Genomic DNA, 20,253 nt, shown 5'->3' with positions numbered 1-20,253 from the left:
TCGATGAACTTAAACTTAAAAGATAAAATTATTGTGGTAACCGGTTCTGCCGGAATGCCCGGAAGCATTGGTCACACCATCATTTTTGCACTAGCTGCAGAAGGAGCAATCCCTGTTTTGTTAGACCGAAATGCCCGCGGGTTTGAGTATGAAGCCCGGTTGCGGGAACAGGGATTGGATAGTACATTCTATCAAACCGATCTTTCCGACGCTGAACAAATAAAAAACTCCATAGAGCAACTTTCGGCTAAATATGGGCGAATAGATGCTATTATCAATAATGTGGGCGTAAATGACGGCGTTTCGCTCGAAGGTTCGCTGGAAGATTTTATGTATTCGCTGAAGCTAAACCTCGTTAGTTTTTATGCCACCGTAAAATATGCGCTGCCCTTGCTGAAAGCAAGTAAAGGAAACATTTTGAACGTAGGCTCTAAAGTGGCAATTACCGGGCAGGGTGGGACTTCAGCTTATGCTGCCGCTAAAGGAGGCGTACTGGGATTAACCCGCGAATGGGCGGTAGATCTCATTAAATACGGCATACGCAGCAATGCACTTATCATTGCCGAAAGCTACACACCGGCTTATGAAAACTGGATTGAAACACTTGACAACGGTGCCGAAAAACTAGAGGCTATTCGAAACACCATTCCGTTAGAAAACCGAATGACTACCACTCAGGAAATAGCAGACACGGCTTTATTCACCATCTCTGAAAAATCATCACATACCACCGGGCAGTTTCTATTTGTCGACGGTGGTTATGTACATCTGGATCGCGCTTTGCTTCCGGCTAAAAACTAATTTATGAGTACCAATCAATCAAAAGTGACGGTAGTGGCCAAATCGGTTTTACTACCGTTTATTCTCATCACCTCGCTTTTTGCCTTGTGGGGTTTCGCAAACGATATCACAAACCCTATGGTTTCGGCATTTAAAAAAGTGTTGGAGCTCGACAACTTTCAGGCTTCGCTGGTTCAGTTGGCCTTTTACGGCGGCTACTTTACGATGGCCTTACCGGCGGCGATTTTTGTAAACCGCTATTCCTATAAAAAAGGAGTGTTGCTGGGTCTTGGCCTTTATGCATTGGGAGCATTGCTGTTTTATCCCGCCGCAGCTTATGAAGAGTTCGGCTTTTTTCTCGCGGCGCTATATATTCTGACTTTTGGTCTGGCGTTTTTAGAGACTACGGCAAATCCGTATATCCTTTCTATGGGAGCCGAAAAAACAGCAACTCAGCGTCTCAATCTGGCTCAGGCCTTTAACCCGATGGGGGCTCTGCTTGGTCTGATTGTGGCTCAAAAATTCATTTTGGCCTCGTTGCAATCAGATGACTTATTACCTGATGGAACCACGGTCTATTCGACACTTGGAGAAGAGGCCAAGGCTGTTGTGCGTACCGCAGATTTGGCGGTGATACGCGATCCGTATGTGTTACTCGGGATTGTGGTTATTGGTTTTCTGGTCGTAATCAGTCTGGTGAATATGCCACAAAACGCGCATCAGGAAAGTAAAGTGAAAATAGGACCATCTATAAAACGGCTTTTCAAGTCCCGCAAATTCACCGGCGGAGTAATTGCACAGGCTTTTTATGTGGGTGCACAAATCATGTGCTGGACCTATTTGTATCAGTATGCAGAATCTTTTGGTATTGAAAATACCGAAGCTGTAAACTACGGGATCGCTGCTCTGGTGGTTTTTCTCATCGGCAGATGGGTGGGTACCGCATTACTAAAATATATAGACTCGGGTAAATTGCTGCTGTCTTTTGCCATAGGAGCAGCGCTCGCTACTCTGATTACGATTATGGTACCGGGAATGACAGGCTTAATCGCTTTGGTAAGTATTTCATTTTTTATGTCCATTATGTTTCCTACTATTTACGGAATTGCTTTAGAGGGGCAGGGGGAAGACGCGAAGTTTGGCGCAGCATTTCTCGTTATGGCTATCGTAGGCGGCGCCCTGATGCCAACCCTTCAGGGTTTGATTCTTGATCTAGGAGGAGCAGGTTATACCGATATCAGCATTTTAGGAGTGCCTGAAGTCAATTTTTCTTTTATTCTGCCTTTTATTTGCTTCGTGATTATTGGGATCTACGGAAGAGACGTATATAAGAAATACAATATGAAACTTCAAGGATGAAAACAACCCGATATTGTTTTGCCTGTGATCTCAAAGATGATCAACAGCTCATTGCCGAATATGATGCCTATCATAAGGCGGTTTGGCCCGAAATACTTAAGAGCATCAAAGATGCCGGAATAAGCGATATGGAAATTTACCGCTGCGGCAACCGTCTCTTTATGATTATGGAAACCACGCCAGAATACAATCCCGAACGTAAAAAGCAGATGGATTTAAGCAATCCTAAAGTTCAGGAATGGGAAAACCTGATGTGGAACTATCAGCAAGCGCTTCCATTTGCCAATCCGGGTGAAAAGTGGATTGCAATGAAGCAAATTTTCAAATTGGCCAATTAGGCCGATCTAATTTCCGGTTTTTCAAAAGGATAATCCCCGAAGCGAATTGGTCTTCGGGGATTTTTTATTTTAAGATACAGGATTCAATTTTCAAAAAGGTGGATAATGAACATCTCGCTTCCGGGTCCCGAAACCTTTTCGTTAAAAATTTCACACTTGTTTATACCAGCTATGGGTTTATTTTCTTAAAAATTTAAGAACTCCCTGAGCTCATTTTCTTCCCTTTTTAGGAGTGATTTTTTTTATTAGGTAACAAAAAACAGGCTTTTACGTGTACATGTAACCTACGCCAAAGTATATGTAACACCCTTGTAATAGCGCTTCAGCATTAGCAGATACATTTGTTACGTGTTGTTGTGTTGAGAATATGACAATTATCAACATACGATTTTAGACATTCTATAATAGAGCGTCTTTTTTTAGAATAACCTTAACAGAGTTGAGGAGATCTTGAAAGAAGGCTCAGCTTTCAAAACAGATTAAATCCATTTGTTTTGAGGTGTAGCGAAAAGGGATGTTATGATCTGAATAAACATTTAAATAAATCATAAGAGCCTATTTACGAAATCGATTTCTTAAATCAAAAACAGGAAAGCTAAACTATAATATGAAAATACCGTTGATTAAAACTGCTCACGTTTCAAAGACTTTGATTTTAGGGATTTTGTTCCCATTATTTGCTGCAGCGGCAGAAGAAAGGTCTAATGCCTACTCACCTTACGAGACGAATATAAGTGAACAACAGGTAGCCGTTTCGGGTACTGTTGTTTCTGCCGATGATGGTTTACCATTACCCGGTGTAAATGTTATTGTAAAAGGGCAGTCCGGCATGGGTGCCGTTACTGATTTTGATGGTAAGTATACTATTAACGCGCCTTCATCAGAAAGTGTTCTGGTTTTCAGCTTCGTAGGTTTTAAAACTGCAGAGCGTCGGGTGGGTTCCAATACTACTATTGATTTGCAAATGGCAACCGATGAAAACGCACTTGAGGAAGTTGTAGTTGTAGGTTACGGTCAGCAAAAGAAAGAAAGCGTCGTTGCTGCAATAGTACAGGCTAGCGGTGAAGACCTGGAGCGTGCCGGTAACGTGCCAAATATTGGTTCTGCATTAGCAGGTAACGTGCCCGGTGTTATTACTACATCAAGTACCGGTTTGCCTGGAGCTGAAGATCCACAGATATTTATACGGGGTTTGAGTACATTCAATGGTGGAGAGCCTTTAATATTAGTAGACGGTATAGAGCGGCCTATGAATACCGTAGCAATAAGTTCAGTTGAGTCTATATCTGTACTGAAAGATGCTTCGGCTACCGCAGTTTATGGGGTTAGGGGAGCAAACGGTGTAATTCTTATTACAACCAAACGAGGGAAATCGGGTAGAGCTGTGTTGCGCGCACGATTAAATACTACCGTAAAGGCTGCATCTAAACTTCCCGGAAAAAAGGATTCCTACGATACCTTTTTAGTGCGTAACCAGGCTATTGAGAATGAACTTTCTATTCGTCCGGAATCCTGGGGAGCATATATGGATCAGGAAATTATTGATAAATATCGTTTTCCGGCAAATCTTGCAGAGAGTGAGCGCTATCCTAATGTAGACTGGGATGATGCTTTGTTTCGTGATTTTGCACCCTCTTATAATGCTAACCTTAACATTAGTGGGGGTTCAGAATTTGTAAAATATTTCGCCGGGGCAGATTTTCAGTATGAAGGCGATTTAATTAAAGAATATAACAACAGCAGGGGATACCAGCCCGGATTTAATTTTAACCGTTTTAACGTACGAACAAATCTGGATTTCCAGCTTACACCAACTACGGTTCTTAAAGTAGGTCTGTCAGGTTCTTACGGGGTGCGTAAAACACCGTGGAATTTTAATGGAAACCAATATGTTTATTGGATTGCTGCCTATTCTACTCCACCAGACATTTATTTGCCGCAATATTCTGACGGAACCTGGGGTTACGATGCGCCATCCGGTGGAGGTGAAGGAAATGCAATTAGAAATTTGGCAATTAGCGGGGTACAATATCTTACGACCACTCAGTTACAAACCAATTTTACTCTGGAACAAAAATTAGACGTTATAGCAAAAGGATTAACTTTTAATGGGACAATCGCTCTTGATAACACCTTTGTTGAAGCCAACCGTGGAGTTAATGACTTGTTTAACGATCCTCAGGAAAAATGGATTGATCCCACAACCGGAATTGAAACCTTTAGAAGAACGTATGATGCAAATACCGGTTTTGATTACGCACAGGGCGTACGCTGGACAGCTCAGGGTGGTGGCGTAAATAACGGAGCTTCCTACCGAAGATTATTCTATCAAACACAGCTTAATTATACCACTACAATAGAAGACAAGCACGATGTAACCGCGATGGGTCTTTTCAATAGAAATGAATATGCTACCGGTAGTATTTTACCTTTTTATCGTGAAGACTGGGTATTTAGAACAACATACGGTTATGATAACAGGTATTTAATTGAATACAACGGAGCCTATAACGGTTCTGAGCAGTTTGCTGCAGACAAGCGCTTTGCATTCTTTTCTTCAGGAGGTATCGGATGGAATATTATGAATGAAAGCTTTATGGAAAAGGCTGACTTTATAAATAACCTCAAGCTTAGAGCATCTTATGGTCAAATAGGGGATGATAACATCGGTGCCCGATTTTTATACCTCACGGCCTGGGGATATGGTGGCAGATCCCGTCTTGGGGTTACCGGAGAACAGGCGGAAGAAAGCCCGTACGTTTGGTATTATGAAGATTCTGTAGGTAATCCTGAAGTAAGCTGGGAATCTGTTAAGAAAACAAATATTGGTTTGGATTATGGCTTTTTTAATAATGCCATAAGCGGAAGTATAGATTATTTTAGTGATGATCGTGTTGATGTGCTTATTAGAGACAGAGCGATACCAGATTATTTTGGTACCGAAGCACCGGTAGCTAACCTTGGGCGGGTAAAAAATGAGGGTTACGAATTGGTACTTAATCTTAATCACAATTTTACACCAGATTTAAGGGTTTGGGCAGATTTAAACATGACTCATGCCGAAAATGTCACTATAGATCGTGATGATGCAGAGTTGGCACCAGCATATCAAAAGCGTGAAGGTTATGCCATCAACCAGGCCCGTACCTTTATTGATAACGGTTTTTACAACAATTGGGATGAGTTATACGGAACCACCCCACATAACACAAACGATAGCCAAAAGCTTCCCGGAGGTTATCAAATTATAGACTTTAATGGAGACGGAGTTATTGATGATTTTGATCAGACTCCATATGGTTTTGCCGGAGCCCCGCAAAACACCTACAACGCTACGGTTGGTTTTGATTGGAAAGGCTTTAGTGCTTTTGTACAGTTTTTTGGAGCCAATAATGTTACCAGACAGGTAGTTTTTAACAGTTTGGGTAACCAAAACAACATTGTTTATGATGAAGGTTCCTACTGGAGCAAAGACAATACAAATGCCGATGCACCGGTGCCCAGATGGGTATCTACGCCTAACGGAGCGAGTAACGGATCGCGTTTCTTCTACGATGGTTCTTATGTGCGGCTAAAGAATGCTGAAGTAGCATACACCTTTACTGCAGATTCTAAACTCCTTAAGACATTTGGCTTTGATAGCCTGCGCCTCTTTTTGAATGGAAATAACCTGTATATCTGGACAAAAATGCCTGACGATAGAGAATCAAACTTTGCAGGTACGGGATGGGCTTCCCAGGGAGCATACCCAACTGTAAAGCGATTCAATTTCGGATTGAATATCACCTTTTAAAAATTGTTATTATGAAAACGTTTACTAAAAATTTAATTAACTATTGCCTGGTGATTGTTTCTGTTTTGATGGTAACCTCGTGCGAGGAATACCTTGATAAGGAACCTGAATCAATCATTTCAGAAGAAGAAGCATTTAAGAACTTCAGAAATTTTCAGGGATTTACAGAAGAGTTATATCACTGTATCCCCGATTTTTCTAACGCGTACTGGACCAATTCCTGGAACTGGGGTGACGATGAGATCACTTCGGCAGACATGAACTTTCACGTCATCCACAAGTTTGATGATGGTAATTTTTGGGGATGGCAGAGTGAGTATGACGGTTGGGGTGCATCCTGGTTAAACCAGGCAGATGCCTCAAGAAATAACGACCGTTTCCAAAAGGATTTATGGAGAAACGGCTGGTACGGTCTGCGTAAGGCGAATTTAGGATTGGAAAATCTTGATTTGCTTGTTGATGCAACACCTCAGGAGCGTGATTATATTAAAGGACAACTCTTATTTTTTAGAGGATGGTTCCATTTTCAAATGATCCAGTATTTTGGAGGCTTACCGTATATAGACTATGTACTGCCTAGTGACGAACCCTTACGTTTACCTCGCTTAAGTTATCAGGAGTGTGCAGACCGTGTTGCCGCAGACCTGAGAGAGGCTGCAAATCTGTTACCGGTAAACTGGGACGGTACTCAGCCGGGTGCTGCAACCAGTGGTAAAAATGACCTGAGAATCAATAAGATCATGGCGCTGGGTTATTTGGGTAAAAATTACCTATGGGCTGCAAGTCCGTTGATGAATTTAGAATCTACAGGCTCTCGCCAATACAACTCAGATTATGCTAAGAAAGCCGCAGATGCTTTTGGTGAATTGCTATCTCTTGTTGAAAGTGGAAGTACTCAGTACGACCTTATTCCATTTGAGCGATATAGCGATAATTTCTACACTACCGGTCAGGGATGGAGAATTCCGGGAGGTACAGAAGCTATTTTCAGAGGACCTTATTTCGGTGCAAATGGTTCTAACTGGGGTACCAGTAAGCAATATCAGCCGGCAATTATACAGGACGGCAGCAACTTTATGCCTACTGCAAACTATGTCAACTTTTACGGTATGGCCAACGGTTTGCCTATTGCAGACATAACTAAACCAGATGACGTATCCGGTTATGATCCCGAATACCCATGGAAAGATCGTGACCCCCGTTTTTACCACGACATCATTTTTGACGGCGTTAAGGTTGTGCAGGGTGCTATGCCCGCAGACGTAGAGCAGCATCGATTTGCCAACTTATATTCTAAAGGTAGTTATCGGGATGTAAGTACCGGTAGTCGCTCCGGGTTTTTGAACTACAAGTTTATACCGATTACGGCCAATAGATATGATGATGGTTTTAATTATGGAGCAAACCTAAACCTGCATTTACCCTGGATGCGCTTGTCTGATGTATACCTGATGTATGCTGAAGCTGCTGCTCAGGCTTATGGAAGCCCCAACGGGAAATCAGGAAATTTTTCAAAAACAGCTATCGAGGCGGTAAATGTTGTGCGTAATCGCGCGGGTGTTGACCCTGTAAGATTGGGTGTAGGTGCTGTACCGGCCGGCATAGACGGCTTTATGAGTGAGGTGCGCAGAGAGCGTGCTGTAGAACTTTCTTTTGAAGGTCACCGTTTTAATGATTTAAGAAGATGGTTGCTACTTATCGAAAAACCCTATACGCTTAAAACAGCCCTGGAGTTTGACCGTGCCGGTAACTTCGACGCTGAAGATCCAACCGCAAACCGTGTACTAAATATTAGAGAAGAAGTAATTCTGGAGCGTGATTATTCTACAAAGCATTACTGGCTTCCTCTGAAAAATTCGGATGTAAATATTTATCTGGAGTTTAGTCAGAACCCGGGATGGTAATTTCATAAGACCGCACTTTAATTAAAATAATCCAAACGAAATACTAAATGAAATACTTACGAACAAAAATTGTCTTGTTTGCTTTAATTGCTTTGACTTCGCTTAACCTAACCGCTCAAAGCGAAGAGCAAATAGTCGTTGAAGCCCGTATTTTGGATGCATCCGGTGAGCCGGTTCAAGGCGCTATAGTTCAAAATAAGCAAGAAGATGTTTTTGCAATAACTGATGAAACCGGGCAATTTACAATTTCCGTAAACCCGGGATCATTTCTCCAAATAACTGCAGAAGGTTTTAAATCTATTTCCATAACTGCAGATGAATATCAGGAAGACATTGTTCTGGTTAAAGGATCAAACAGTGAAGTGCAGATTGCATTTCAGAAGGTCGAAGAAGGTGAGATTGTTGCAGGGGGTACTTCACACATTAATCTTCCGGAAATTCTGGACAAAAATTACACAACGTATAGTTTGGATGGTTTAAATGCCTTCATAGGAGGCTTTAATGGCGGTAACATCTGGGGAATGGGAAACTATCTCGTTTTGGTAGATGGAGTGCCGCGAAGTGCGGGAAGTGCTTTACCTGTTGAAATTGAACAGGTTACTTTTCTGAAAGGGGTAACGGCAGCTGCCTTATACGGTAGCCGTGCCGCTCAGGGTGTAATTCTTATTACCACCAAACGCGGAGAAATTGGTAAGCAACAGATCAGTGCGCGTGTAGATGCAGGTTTATTTGTTCCGAAGCGATACCCGCAGTATCTGGGTTCTGCAGAATATATGACTTATTATAACGAGGCCAGAGCCAATGATGGGATCTCAGCATTGTATTCAGACGAGGAAATATTTAATCACGCATCAGGTAGTAATCCATTTAGATACCCCAGTGTCAACTTTTACAGCGATGAGTATTTAAAGCCCGTTTATGAACGTTACGATGCTACCGTTGAAATTTCAGGCGGAAATGAATCAGCACGTTATTATACCGATATCGGCTTTTTTAGAACCGGAAACCAAATTGATTTTGGTGAGGCCGTAAACAATAAGACAGAGCGGTTTAATGTAAGGGGTAATGTCGATTTAAAATTAAATGACTGGATCTCTGCATCATTAGGGGCTAATGCCATTTACTATAGTGGTAGAGGCGTTAATGCAAATTATTGGGGAAATGCAGCAACGGTAAGACCTAATCGTTTTTCACCGTTAATTCCTTTAAGTTTTATATCTGAGGGTAACGAAACCGCCAGAATCCTGGCTCAAAACAGCTCAAATATTATCGACGGCAGATTTTTGCTTGGAGGTTCTCAAATTGATCAGACCAACGCTTTTGCCTCTATTTATGCAGGGGGTTACAATACTTTTACCAGCAGGGAATTTCAATTCAATACCTCTATAGATGCAGATTTAAACCGGGCTTTAAAGGGATTGACTCTTAACACTACCTTTGGTGTAGATTATTCAACTTCATACAATCAGTCTTACAACAACCAGTATTCGGTTTATGGAGCAAATTGGATAAATGTAAACGGACAGGATGAGATCGGAAGCTTAATTCGATATGGTGAAGATGCCAGAACCGGTATTCAAAACATAAGCAATAGTTTCTATCAACAGACTATCTCATTTTCCAGTCAACTGAATTATGAAACTGAATTGGCCGAAAATCACAATCTTTCAGCAATGTTGGTGGCAGGAGGATGGCAACAGACCCTCTCCGGACAGTATCACCGCATTAGCAGTGCTAATTTAGGTTTACAGCTGGCTTACAATTACAAAAACAGATATTACGTACTCTTTAATGAGGCAGTTGTACATTCTGCCCGATTTGCTAAGGGCCAGCGCACAGGGTATTCACCCACAGCTACAGTCGCGTGGAAAATAGGACGCGAGCCGTTCCTCGAAAATTCTTCAATCGTAAATGACTTAGAGCTTTCGGTTTCTGCAGGGGTATTAAGCACCGATTTGGGATTTGGGGCTAATCAATATTATGCTCACGAGACTATTTATTCTCAAACGGAAGGAGCCTGGTTCAGCTGGAGGGATGGAGCGCTTACGCGTTCAACCAATTCGCTTCAGGCAGGAAATCCCGAACTTACTTTTGCCAGAAGAAAAGAAATCAATGTAGAACTTAAAGGTTCACTGTTTAATAATTCGATCAGCTTTCAAACCGCATTTTTCGCAAACCGAATGAAAGGAAACATCATTCAGCCCGGAGTGTTGTATCCCAATTACTTTCAAACCGGTTTTCCAGCAAGTTCGTTTGTTCCTTATATAAACTACAATAACGATGATCGTATTGGTTTTGATTTTGATATTACCTATTCTAAAACTATTGGTAGCATCGACTGGACTGTAGGTTTAGCAGGTATCTACTACGATACAAAGGCATCGCAGCGAGCAGAATTATTTGAAAATGAGTATCAAAACCGGGAGGGGAAACCTATCGATGCGATGTTTGGTCTACGCAGTGATGGCTTCTTTAGTTCAGACGACGAAGTTGCAAGTGCTCCCAATCAGGATGCCTTGGGAGGTAGAGGTACAACTGCTGGTGATATACGTTATATAGATCAAAACGGTGATGGAATCATTAATAATGAAGACGAGGTTTATCTGGGTAAATGGGGCTGGAGTGGCGCACCGCTTTCAGCAGGAATTCATCTGAGTGCCAAATGGAAAAACTTAACCTTCTTTGCTTTGGCGACCGGTCAAACGGGTGCACACGCAATGAAAAATGGTTCGTACTTCTGGATAGACGGTGAAGATAAATACTCAACTGTGGTTAGAGATCGCTGGACACCGGAGACTGCTGCAACAGCAACCTATCCCAGACTTACTACACAAAATGGGGAGCGCAACTTTAGAAATTCAGACTTCTGGATGTATAGTACAGATCGCATAGATCTTGCTAAAGTTCAGGTAAGTTATGACATCCCAGCCGGAATCCTGGGTAGCGATTCGTTTCTAAAAAACCTAAACATTTATGTAAGCGGAGCAAACCTCTTTACGTTCTCATCAGAGCGTGAGTTGATGGAGCTCAACATAGGTAATGCTCCACAAACGCGATTTTACAACCTTGGCCTTAAAGCGCTGTTTTAATTAATTCTATATGTATCAAAAAAATATGAATACTAAGATCTTACTTTTTCTACTCGCTATTTTAACACTTACAGGCTGCGATGATTTATTTGAACCTGCAATTGAGAATAACCGGGATTTAGATGATGCGTATAATGACCCGACGTATGCCGAAGGATTGTTGCTTAATGCGTATTTGAGAATACCTACTTTAAACTGGTCTTTTGATGATGTAGCCACAGATGATGCGGTTTCTAACGATATCGACAATAACTTTCGTAGAGCAGCTACAGGGCAATGGGCTTCAAACTTTGATCCGTTTACTCAGTGGCAGCGTTCCCGATCAGCGATACAATATTTAAATATTTTCCTTTCGGAAGCAGATAATGTAGAGTGGGCAACAGATCCAAATATTAATGCCTTATACAACCGAAGATTAAAAGGAGAGGCATACGGACTTAGAGGCCTGCATATGTATTACCTGCTACAGGCTCACGCCGGATTTGCTAACGGTGAGCTATTGGGAGTGCCCATTATTCTCGAGCCGGAAAATCCTGAATCTGAGTTTAATCTTCCCCGAGCAACATTTAACGCCTGTATGACGCAATTGATGAATGATCTCAATCAGGCAGATGAAATGTTGGCTTTAGATTATGAAGATATAAACGACCCCAGCTTACTGCCTAGTGGTATCACAAACACAAATGACTTCAACCGGGTTTTTGGTGAGCGTGGGAGACAACGGGTAAGCGGCAGAATTGTCAAAGCTTTAAAAGCACAGGCAGCTCTAATGGCAGCGAGCCCGGCTTATAGTGATATAAGCGATATTAGCTGGGAAATGGCCGCAAATTATGCCGGTGACGTACTTACACTTAATGGGGGAATAGGCGGCATTGCATCAAATGGTCATACCTGGTATACAAATATCGCAGAAATAGCAGCTTTAGGAGGAGGATCAAATCCTCGTGAAATTTTGTGGAGAGGGGATGTTAGCAATAGTAATAACCTGGAAGCAGATCATTTTCCGCCTACATTAAATGGACGTGGAAGACTTAATCCAACTCAAAATCTTGTAGATGCCTTTCCTACGGTTAATGGATATCCCATCTCAAATCCTGCAAGTAATTATGATCCTGCCAATCCCTATACTAACCGCGATCCAAGATTGCGTGCATATGTTCTGGTAAACCGTGCAACTGCAGGTGTAAACGCATCGACTATTATAACAGCTGCAGACGGTGGTACTGATGATGCTTTAAATGAAGAGGCGACTTCTACGCGTACGGGATATTATATGAGAAAATTATTAAGACAGGATGTAAACTTAAGTACGGCAACCACCACACAACAGTTGCATTACAAACCCCGCATTCGGTATACCGAACTTTATCTGATCTATGCCGAGGCTGCAAATGAGGCCTGGGGACCTACCGGTACAGGTTCTTATGCATTCTCTGCTTATGATGTAATTGCCGCAATACGCAGACGTGCCGGTATTACTCAGCCCGATGCTTATCTAGAATCTATTCGCGGGGATAAGAACGCCATGCGCACGTTAATACGCAATGAGCGCCGTCTCGAGCTTTGCTTTGAAGGTTTCCGTTTTTGGGATTTACGTCGCTGGGGTCTGGACCTCACAGAAACTGCTGATGGTGTTTCTATTGTTAACGGCATTTTCAATAGGATTGATGTAGAAGAACGGCAGTACCAGGATTATATGCAATATGGTCCTGTACCTTATCTGGAAACTTTAAAGTTTGATGAACTGGAACAAAATCGGGGTTGGTAAAACTCACTTAAAAAATAATTAGATGACAATGAAAAAAAACATTTTTATAACTCTTTTACTTCTTATCACCCTTTTCAGTTCTTGTGAAAATGGAGAATGGGACTTTCCTGACTACGACTATCAGGTTGTGTATTTTGCCTATCAATATCCGGTGAGAACCATTACGTTAGGTGAAGACATATTTGATACCACTTTAGATAATGAAGGTAAGTGTATGATCATGGCCACGCTTGGAGGGCTTTACGAGAATGAGTCAAATGTGACTGTAGATTTTCAGGTAGATAATGCAATGGTAGATGGTTTTGTATTTGAAGGATCAGGTGAGCCTGTTCTGGCGCTTCCATCAACTCATTACACGTTAGCTGATAACCGTATCGTAATCCCAAATGGTGAAATTGCCGGAGGTGTTGAGGTGCAGTTAACAGAGGCTTTCTTCGCAGACCCTAAATCTTTAGGGCGAAACTACGTGATCCCCTTACGTATGACTAATGCTACTGTGGTAGACACTATTTTATCAGGAGAGCCACAGGTGGCTAATCCACGCCGGGGTGTAGCAACAGACTGGGCGACACAGCCTAAGGATTTTATTTTTTATGCGGTAAAATATATAAATCCTTATGAAGCATTTTACCTGCGTAGAGGTGAAGATGTTATTGTTGGTAAAAATGGTAATACGTCTTTGAATGAGACCATTACCCGTCAGGAGCAGTATGTTAAGGATGATGAGGTGGTTAAGTTAACTTCCACTAGTAGAAGACAGGTACGCTTCCCATTGTCATTACAGGATGGGGCTGGTGTTGATCGAAATATTGTACTGCTTGTAAATATTGATGATGAAGGTAATGCTACAGTAAGCTCCTCAGAACCGAATGAATACACCGCTACAGGGAGTGGCTCCTTTGTAAAGGATGGCGAGAAAAACAGCTGGGGCAGTCAGGACCGTGACGCTCTATACCTGAATTACGAGCTTGATCTGGACGATGTACGCGTGACTTCTACAGACACACTGGTAGTACGAAACCGTGGTGTAACTATAGAAACCTTTACACCCATTTTAGAGTAGGACTTTTTTGACTTTAAAAAATTTGAAATATGAAAAATATACATTTTAGAATCATTCCCGCGGCTGTTTTGGCACTTTGCATGGCAAGCTGCGCAGACATGGAAATGCCTGAATTCGATGTGGAAAAACCTCTTAGCATTCAGAATCAGGAAGCAATTAACGGTTTGCAAAATCTCAAAACCTATGTTGCTAATCCTAACTTTAAATTAGGAGCTGGTATAGGTATAGGTACCTATAATAATCTTGGGCCCATGTATTTGCTGGCTAATACAAATTTTCAGGAGCTTACAGCCGGTTACGCTATGAAGCATGGTGCTGTTGTGCTCAACGATGGTTCCCTCAGCCTTGATGCTGTTTCACAATTTGTTGAAAATACTGCCAGAAATGAAGTCTCTATTTACGGTCATACGCTCGCTTGGCATGCCAATCAGAATGCTACTTTTTTAAACAGTACAATCGCTCCTGTTGAAATTCCTTCACAGTCATTACCAGATTGGGAGGTTATTCTTGATAAGTCGTTTGAGACAGATGATGCTTCAGGTTACCAAAGTAACGGAGCTAATGCTATACTTGGGTTTACTGCAGATGGTGCAGGTTTTAATAATACCGGGCGAGCGCTGAAAGTTACAAACCCGGCGGTACAGACAGACGATTGGAGATCGCAACTCTTTGTGACCTTTTCTCGAAGAACAGCTGTGGGAGATAAATACAGATTGGAAGTGGATGTGCGAGCAGACGCAAATGCCAATATGGGGACTCAGGCTCAAACCAGTCCCGGAGGTTATAAGCACTGGAATTTCTTTGGTGCCGTAGCTGCACAACCCCAATGGAAACATATTTCGGTTGAGGTGACAATTGCAGATAATACTTCAAATTGCAATACAATCGCATTTAATTTAGGAAACACAGCCACAACTTATTATTTCGATAACCTTAAAGTTAGCTGGTTTAATGATGAAGCAACAGGCAGCACTTTTATAGAGCGTACACCCGAAGAAAAACGAGATACGCTTACCTATCACCTTGATAAATGGATATCAGGTATTATGGAGGTATCCAAATCCAACACACACGCCTGGGATGTCGTTAATGAACCTATGGATGATGGTAATCCCTACGAATTGAAAACAGGAATTGGCAAAACAAAGGCTGCTGACGAGTTTTACTGGCAGGATTATCTCGGAAAAGATTATGGCGTTGTGGCTTTTAAGATGGCCGAAATGTATGGTAACCCTGATGACATTTTATTTATAAATGACTATAATCTGGAGTATAATCTTGATAAATGTAAAGGAATTATAGAGTACGTAAAATACATTGAAGAAAAAGGTGCCCGTGTTGACGGAATAGGAACACAAATGCACATAAGCCTGGACTCAGATAAAGGCAAGATTACCGAAATGTTTAAACTCCTGGCTGCAACCGGTAAAATGATAAAGATATCTGAATTGGATATTGGCGTTGGTGTTCAAACCACAGAGGCTACAGAAGAATTGTATCTGGCTCAGGAGGAGATGTACCGCTTTGTATTAGAGCAATACTTTACTTTAGTACCTCAGGCTCAGCAATACGGTATTACAATCTGGAGTCCTACAGACAGTCCCGCAAATTCTTCGTGGAGAGCAGGCGAACCCATTGGACTCTGGACACAGGGCTTTACCCGTAAACCGGCCTACAGAGGTGTGGTTGAAGGACTTGGAGGAAACGTTGTGAATTAGTTAGTTTTTTGAAGGCAAAACCCAATGTATAACATGCATTGGGTTTTGTTTTTTTTAATGTGCGGCTTTAAACCAATAGCCATTTTAGTAACTATACATTCCCTTTTTAATAGCATGTCTGTAAGCTCCCACGATCCAAATCAAAAAAAGAAAAAAATGTTTTGGGGTAATAGTAAATCGACGCAATCGATTGCTTAAATTAGCAATGTTCTAATTTTGAGAACTCCAATAGTTTAAAAACAATCTAAAACAGGTAATCTTTTAGAAGTAGGAATATCCCTGAACCTTTTATGTATAAAATTTAATTTAATTTAATGAAAAACCTAATCTACCTTTTTTTAATCGCCACGCTCATTTTAAGCTGCAAGCAAAAGGCATCTGAAGCTGATACAGCCATGCTCGAAGCTGAAAAACCTTTAGTCTTAAAAGACGCCCTGGCCGGTAAGTTTTTGTTGGGCACTGCCCTTAACGAACGCCAGATCAATGGCTACAATCCCGAAGAAATCGAGGTTGTAAAGGCTAATTTTAACTCAATCGTTGCAGAAAACTGCATGAAAAGTGAGCGGCTTGTACCCGAAAAGGGAAAATACCAATGGGACACTGCAGATAAATTTGTAGCCTTTGGGGAGGAAAATGGTATGGTCATACACGGGCATACACTAATCTGGCATTCACAAACACCTAAATGGTTCTTTAAAGACGATGCAGGAAATGAGATCGATAAAGACGAACTTATTAAACGCATGAAAGAGCACATTACAACTGTGGTTACCCGCTACAAGGGACGCATAAAAACCTGGGATGTGGTTAATGAAGCGGTTTTAGACGATGGCAGCCTTCGTGAAAGCAAATTTTATAAATTGCTGGGAGAAGACTTTATTAAGCTGGCTTTTGAGACTGCACACGAAGCAGATCCTGAAGCAGAACTTTACTACAATGATTATTCTACCTCAGTTCCCGAAAAAAGAGATGGAATCGTGAGAATGATCAAAAAATTACAGGAACAGGGTGTGCCTATTCATGGCGTTGGAATGCAAGGTCACGTGGGTATGGACTATCCCGAACTTGAAGAGTTTGAAAAAACCATTGAAGCTTTCTCAGATCTTGGACTTAAGGTTGCTGTAACCGAATTTGATATCACCGTACTGCCTTCTCCCTGGAAAAATCAGGGCGCAGAGGTATCTGCAAATTTTGATTATGAAGATCGTATGAATCCCTATCCGGATAAATTGCCCGATAGCGTAAGTATCGCTTTTAATGCCCGTTGCCTTGACTTCTTCAAACTTTTTCTAAAGCACGAAGACAAATTGGACAAGGTTACATTTTGGGGAGTTAACGACGGCAATTCCTGGAGAAACAACTGGCCTGTTGGCGGGCGTACCGATTATCCTTTACTTTTCGACAGACAAAATAAACCAAAAGGGGTAGTAGACTCTATTATGCTGCTGGCTCAAAAGTAATCATCCATGTTAAACAGCTTTTTCAAATCTGCCTTTCTGTGCGGGGCTTTCCTTTATTGCTCATTTTTTACGGTCAGCGCTCAGGAAGTAGCACAAAACCCGCTGATACACGCAGACGTCCCTGATATGTCAATCATTCGCCGGGGCGATACCTATTATATGAGCAGCACTACGATGCACATGAGTCCGGGTGTTCCTATTATGAAATCTACAGATCTCACAAATTGGAAGCTGGTTAATTATGCCTACGATACCTTGGTAGATAACGATGCAATGAATCTTGATAACGGAGAGCAAACCTACGGGCGGGGTTCCTGGGCTAGCTCCCTGCGCTATCACGAGGGGATGTATTACCTCTCAACTTTTGCCGCAACATCAGGGATGACTCATATTTATACCACAAAGGATATTGAAAACGGTCCCTGGGAAGTACACGAGTTTAAACCGGCGTATCATGATCACACGCTTTTTTTTGAAGACGGAAAGATTTACATGATCTGGGGTGCGGGTGAGCTCAGTATGGTAGAGCTAAAAGAAGACCTGTCTGGCGTAAAAGAAGAAACCAAACACGTGCTTATCAAGAATGCAACAGATCCTATAGGTTCTAATTACATCCTGCCTGCTGAAGGTTCTCAGGTGTTTAAGCACGACGGTAAATTTTATTTATTCAATATCACCTGGCCACGCGGCGGAATGCGCACCGTAGTCGTACATCGTGCAGACCAGATCACGGGACCTTATGAAGGCCGTGTTGCCCTCCAAGACAAGGGTGTGGCTCAGGGCGGACTCATCGATACTCCAGATGGCGACTGGTATGCCTATCTGTTTCAGGACAGTGGGGCAGTGGGTAGAATTCCTTATCTCGTTCCTGCAGAATGGAAAGACGGCTGGCCGGTACTAGGTGTAGATGGTAAAGTGCCGGAGACCCTTAATTTACCCAAAAACGAGAGTATTATTCCCGGTATTGTGCATTCAGACGATTTCAGCCGGGAAAAGGGGGACCCGGCTTTGCCTTTGGTTTGGCAATGGAATCACAACCCGAATAACGACCTGTGGTCTGTTGAAGAGCGTCCCGGTTTTTTAAGACTTAAAACCGGAAGAATCGATACCGCTTTTATTCAGGCTAAAAATACACTCACGCAGCGAACGTTAGGACCGGTTTCCAGCGGTACCGTAAAACTTGATGTTTCTCAAATGAAAGCCGGTGACCACGCAGGCCTATCGGTTCTTCAAAAAAAATACGGGATTATCGGAGTGCGGTCTAAGGCCGACGGAAAAGAAATTTACATGAGTAAAAATGCGGAAGACGGCGGTGTTATAGCAACCTTACCCTTCAATCAAAATGAAGTATTCCTTAAGATCGAATGCGATTTTAGAGACCGCACCGATAAAGCCTATTTCTATTACAGCCTTGACGGACAAACCTGGAACGAGCTGGGCAGCGTTTTACAAATGCAATACACCTTGCCTCATTTTATGGGCTACCGCTTCGGCCTGTTTAACTATGCTGCTGAAACACCCGGAGGCTGGGTAGACTTTGATTATTTTGAGATTGAAGATACCATTAAGCATTCCCAATAAAAGAACGTTCACTGATGCGTATCCCTTCAAAAATCACTTTTTTTACACTTTTGGCGATCTGTTTGAATTCCTTTTCAATACGGGCACAAAATCCGTTGATTTTAGATCAGTATACAGCAGATCCAACGGCCCGGGTTTTTGACGGCAAGCTTTACGTGTATCCCTCGCACGACATTTTATGTACCGAAAATAAAGGACGCGTAGGCTGGTTTTGTATGGAAGATTACCACGTATTTTCTTCAGATAATCTCACAACGTGGAAAGATCACGGAGCGATTTTAAGTCAGACCGAAGTGGCCTGGGCAGATCCTTCGGGCTACAGCATGTGGGCTCCGGATTGCGTGGAGCGCGACGGCAAATATTATTTTTACTTTCCTACCAAACCGAAAGATGCGAAAGGTTTCAAAATAGGAGTAGCGATCAGCGATTCGCCTGAGGGGCCTTTTGTTCCTCAGGAAAATCCCATTGCCGGAGTAGACGGTATAGACCCAAATGTCTTTATAGATGCAGACGGGCAAGCCTACTTATATTGGTCAGGAGGAAACATTTTTGTGGCTAAATTAAAGCCTAATATGACCGAACTGGCCTCAGAACCTCAGGTAATTGCCAATCTCCCGCAGGAAGGACTTAAGGAAGGGCCTTTTGTTTTTGAGCGAAACGGACTCTACTATCTTACCTATCCACACGTGGAGAATAAAACCGAACGTTTAGAATACGCTATGGGTCCCACGCCGGAAGGTCCCTTTACCGTAACCGGTGTCATTATGGATGAAAGCCCTACGGGATGCTGGACAAATCATCAGTCAATAGTAAACTTCAAAGATCAATGGTATTTGTTTTACCATCACAACGACCTGTCTCCCGATTTTGATAAAAACCGCTCTATTCGCGCAGATAGTCTTTCGTTTAATCGGGATGGTACGATCAGAAAAGTACAGCCTACCTTGCGTGGTATTGGCATAAATAAGGCCACCGAAACGATACAACTAGACCGTTACAGCAGTAAGAGCGACTCGGCAACAATTCAGTTTAACGATCCCGAAACGCCTTTTAAAGGTTGGCACGCAGTTTTAAGTGCAGGCGACTTCATTCGCTACAATCAGGTTGATTTTGAGAGCGGACGCTCTGAGATTGTTCTTCACGTAAAGGCGGAAGGAGGAGCAGTACTCGAACTTTCCTTCGCAGATACTAATCAGCCCATTACAAAACTGAATATTCCCGATAGTACAGGCTGGAGAAGCCTTGATTTTAAACTTGCTAATCCGGAGGTTGGGATACACGACCTTGAAATCAAAGTGATTTCCGGCGCAGCCGCAATAGACTGGCTTCAGTTTAAGTAAGAGTACTTTTAGGAGCTTAGCGGGTGCGTCTGGCGTGGGTTTTATATTGTTATCATTTAA

12 protein-coding genes are annotated in these 20,253 nt (G+C 42.3%); all 12 read left to right on the top strand.

Annotated features, from left to right (window positions below; all coding sequences use genetic code 11):
* Positions 1-3 precede the first annotated feature (3 nt).
* Complete coding sequence (locus tag LLW17_RS12955; RefSeq protein WP_228230712.1) at positions 4-801, top strand: SDR family oxidoreductase; 798 nt, start codon at positions 4-6, stop codon at positions 799-801.
* Positions 802-804: 3 nt separating this feature from the next.
* The gene (gene fucP / locus LLW17_RS12950) at positions 805-2,139 is read left to right on the top strand and encodes an L-fucose:H+ symporter permease (protein ID WP_228230711.1); all 1,335 of its coding nucleotides are present in this window, start codon (positions 805-807) and stop codon (positions 2,137-2,139) included.
* The gene (locus tag LLW17_RS12945; protein WP_228230710.1) at positions 2,136-2,477 is read left to right on the top strand and encodes an L-rhamnose mutarotase; all 342 of its coding nucleotides are present in this window, start codon (positions 2,136-2,138) and stop codon (positions 2,475-2,477) included. The genes fucP and LLW17_RS12945 overlap by 4 nt, the downstream gene beginning before the upstream one ends.
* A gap of 607 nt (positions 2,478-3,084) precedes the next feature.
* Positions 3,085-6,270, top strand: coding sequence for a SusC/RagA family TonB-linked outer membrane protein (locus LLW17_RS12940; protein ID WP_228230709.1), 3,186 nt, complete (start codon positions 3,085-3,087; stop codon positions 6,268-6,270).
* Positions 6,271-6,281: 11 nt separating this feature from the next.
* Positions 6,282-8,174 (top strand): RagB/SusD family nutrient uptake outer membrane protein, encoded by a 1,893-nt coding sequence (locus LLW17_RS12935; RefSeq protein WP_228230708.1) that lies wholly within the window; start codon positions 6,282-6,284, stop codon positions 8,172-8,174.
* 47 nt (positions 8,175-8,221) lie between these two features.
* Complete coding sequence (locus LLW17_RS12930; RefSeq protein WP_228230707.1) at positions 8,222-11,263, top strand: SusC/RagA family TonB-linked outer membrane protein; 3,042 nt, start codon at positions 8,222-8,224, stop codon at positions 11,261-11,263.
* Between the two features lie 25 nt (positions 11,264-11,288).
* On the top strand, positions 11,289-13,031 hold the full coding sequence (locus LLW17_RS12925) for a RagB/SusD family nutrient uptake outer membrane protein (RefSeq protein WP_228230706.1): 1,743 nt from the start codon (positions 11,289-11,291) through the stop codon (positions 13,029-13,031).
* Between the two features lie 28 nt (positions 13,032-13,059).
* Entirely contained in the window at positions 13,060-14,094 is a 1,035-nt protein-coding gene (locus tag LLW17_RS12920) for a DUF5627 domain-containing protein (protein ID WP_228230705.1), read from the top strand.
* 29 nt (positions 14,095-14,123) lie between these two features.
* The gene (locus LLW17_RS12915; protein WP_228230704.1) at positions 14,124-15,812 is read left to right on the top strand and encodes an endo-1,4-beta-xylanase; all 1,689 of its coding nucleotides are present in this window, start codon (positions 14,124-14,126) and stop codon (positions 15,810-15,812) included.
* Between the two features lie 314 nt (positions 15,813-16,126).
* Entirely contained in the window at positions 16,127-17,272 is a 1,146-nt protein-coding gene (locus tag LLW17_RS12910; RefSeq protein ID WP_228230703.1) for an endo-1,4-beta-xylanase, read from the top strand.
* A gap of 6 nt (positions 17,273-17,278) precedes the next feature.
* A complete protein-coding gene (locus LLW17_RS12905) occupies positions 17,279-18,853 on the top strand; it encodes a glycoside hydrolase family 43 protein (RefSeq protein WP_434084783.1) in 1,575 nt (524 codons plus the stop codon).
* 14 nt (positions 18,854-18,867) lie between these two features.
* Positions 18,868-20,193 (top strand): family 43 glycosylhydrolase, encoded by a 1,326-nt coding sequence (locus tag LLW17_RS12900; RefSeq protein ID WP_228230702.1) that lies wholly within the window; start codon positions 18,868-18,870, stop codon positions 20,191-20,193.
* Positions 20,194-20,253: the final 60 nt, after the last annotated feature.

It is taken from the genome of Leeuwenhoekiella parthenopeia, assembly GCF_020782115.1.
GTDB lineage: Bacteria > Bacteroidota > Bacteroidia > Flavobacteriales > Flavobacteriaceae > Leeuwenhoekiella > Leeuwenhoekiella parthenopeia.
This window is presented reverse-complemented; position numbering and strand designations above follow the sequence as displayed.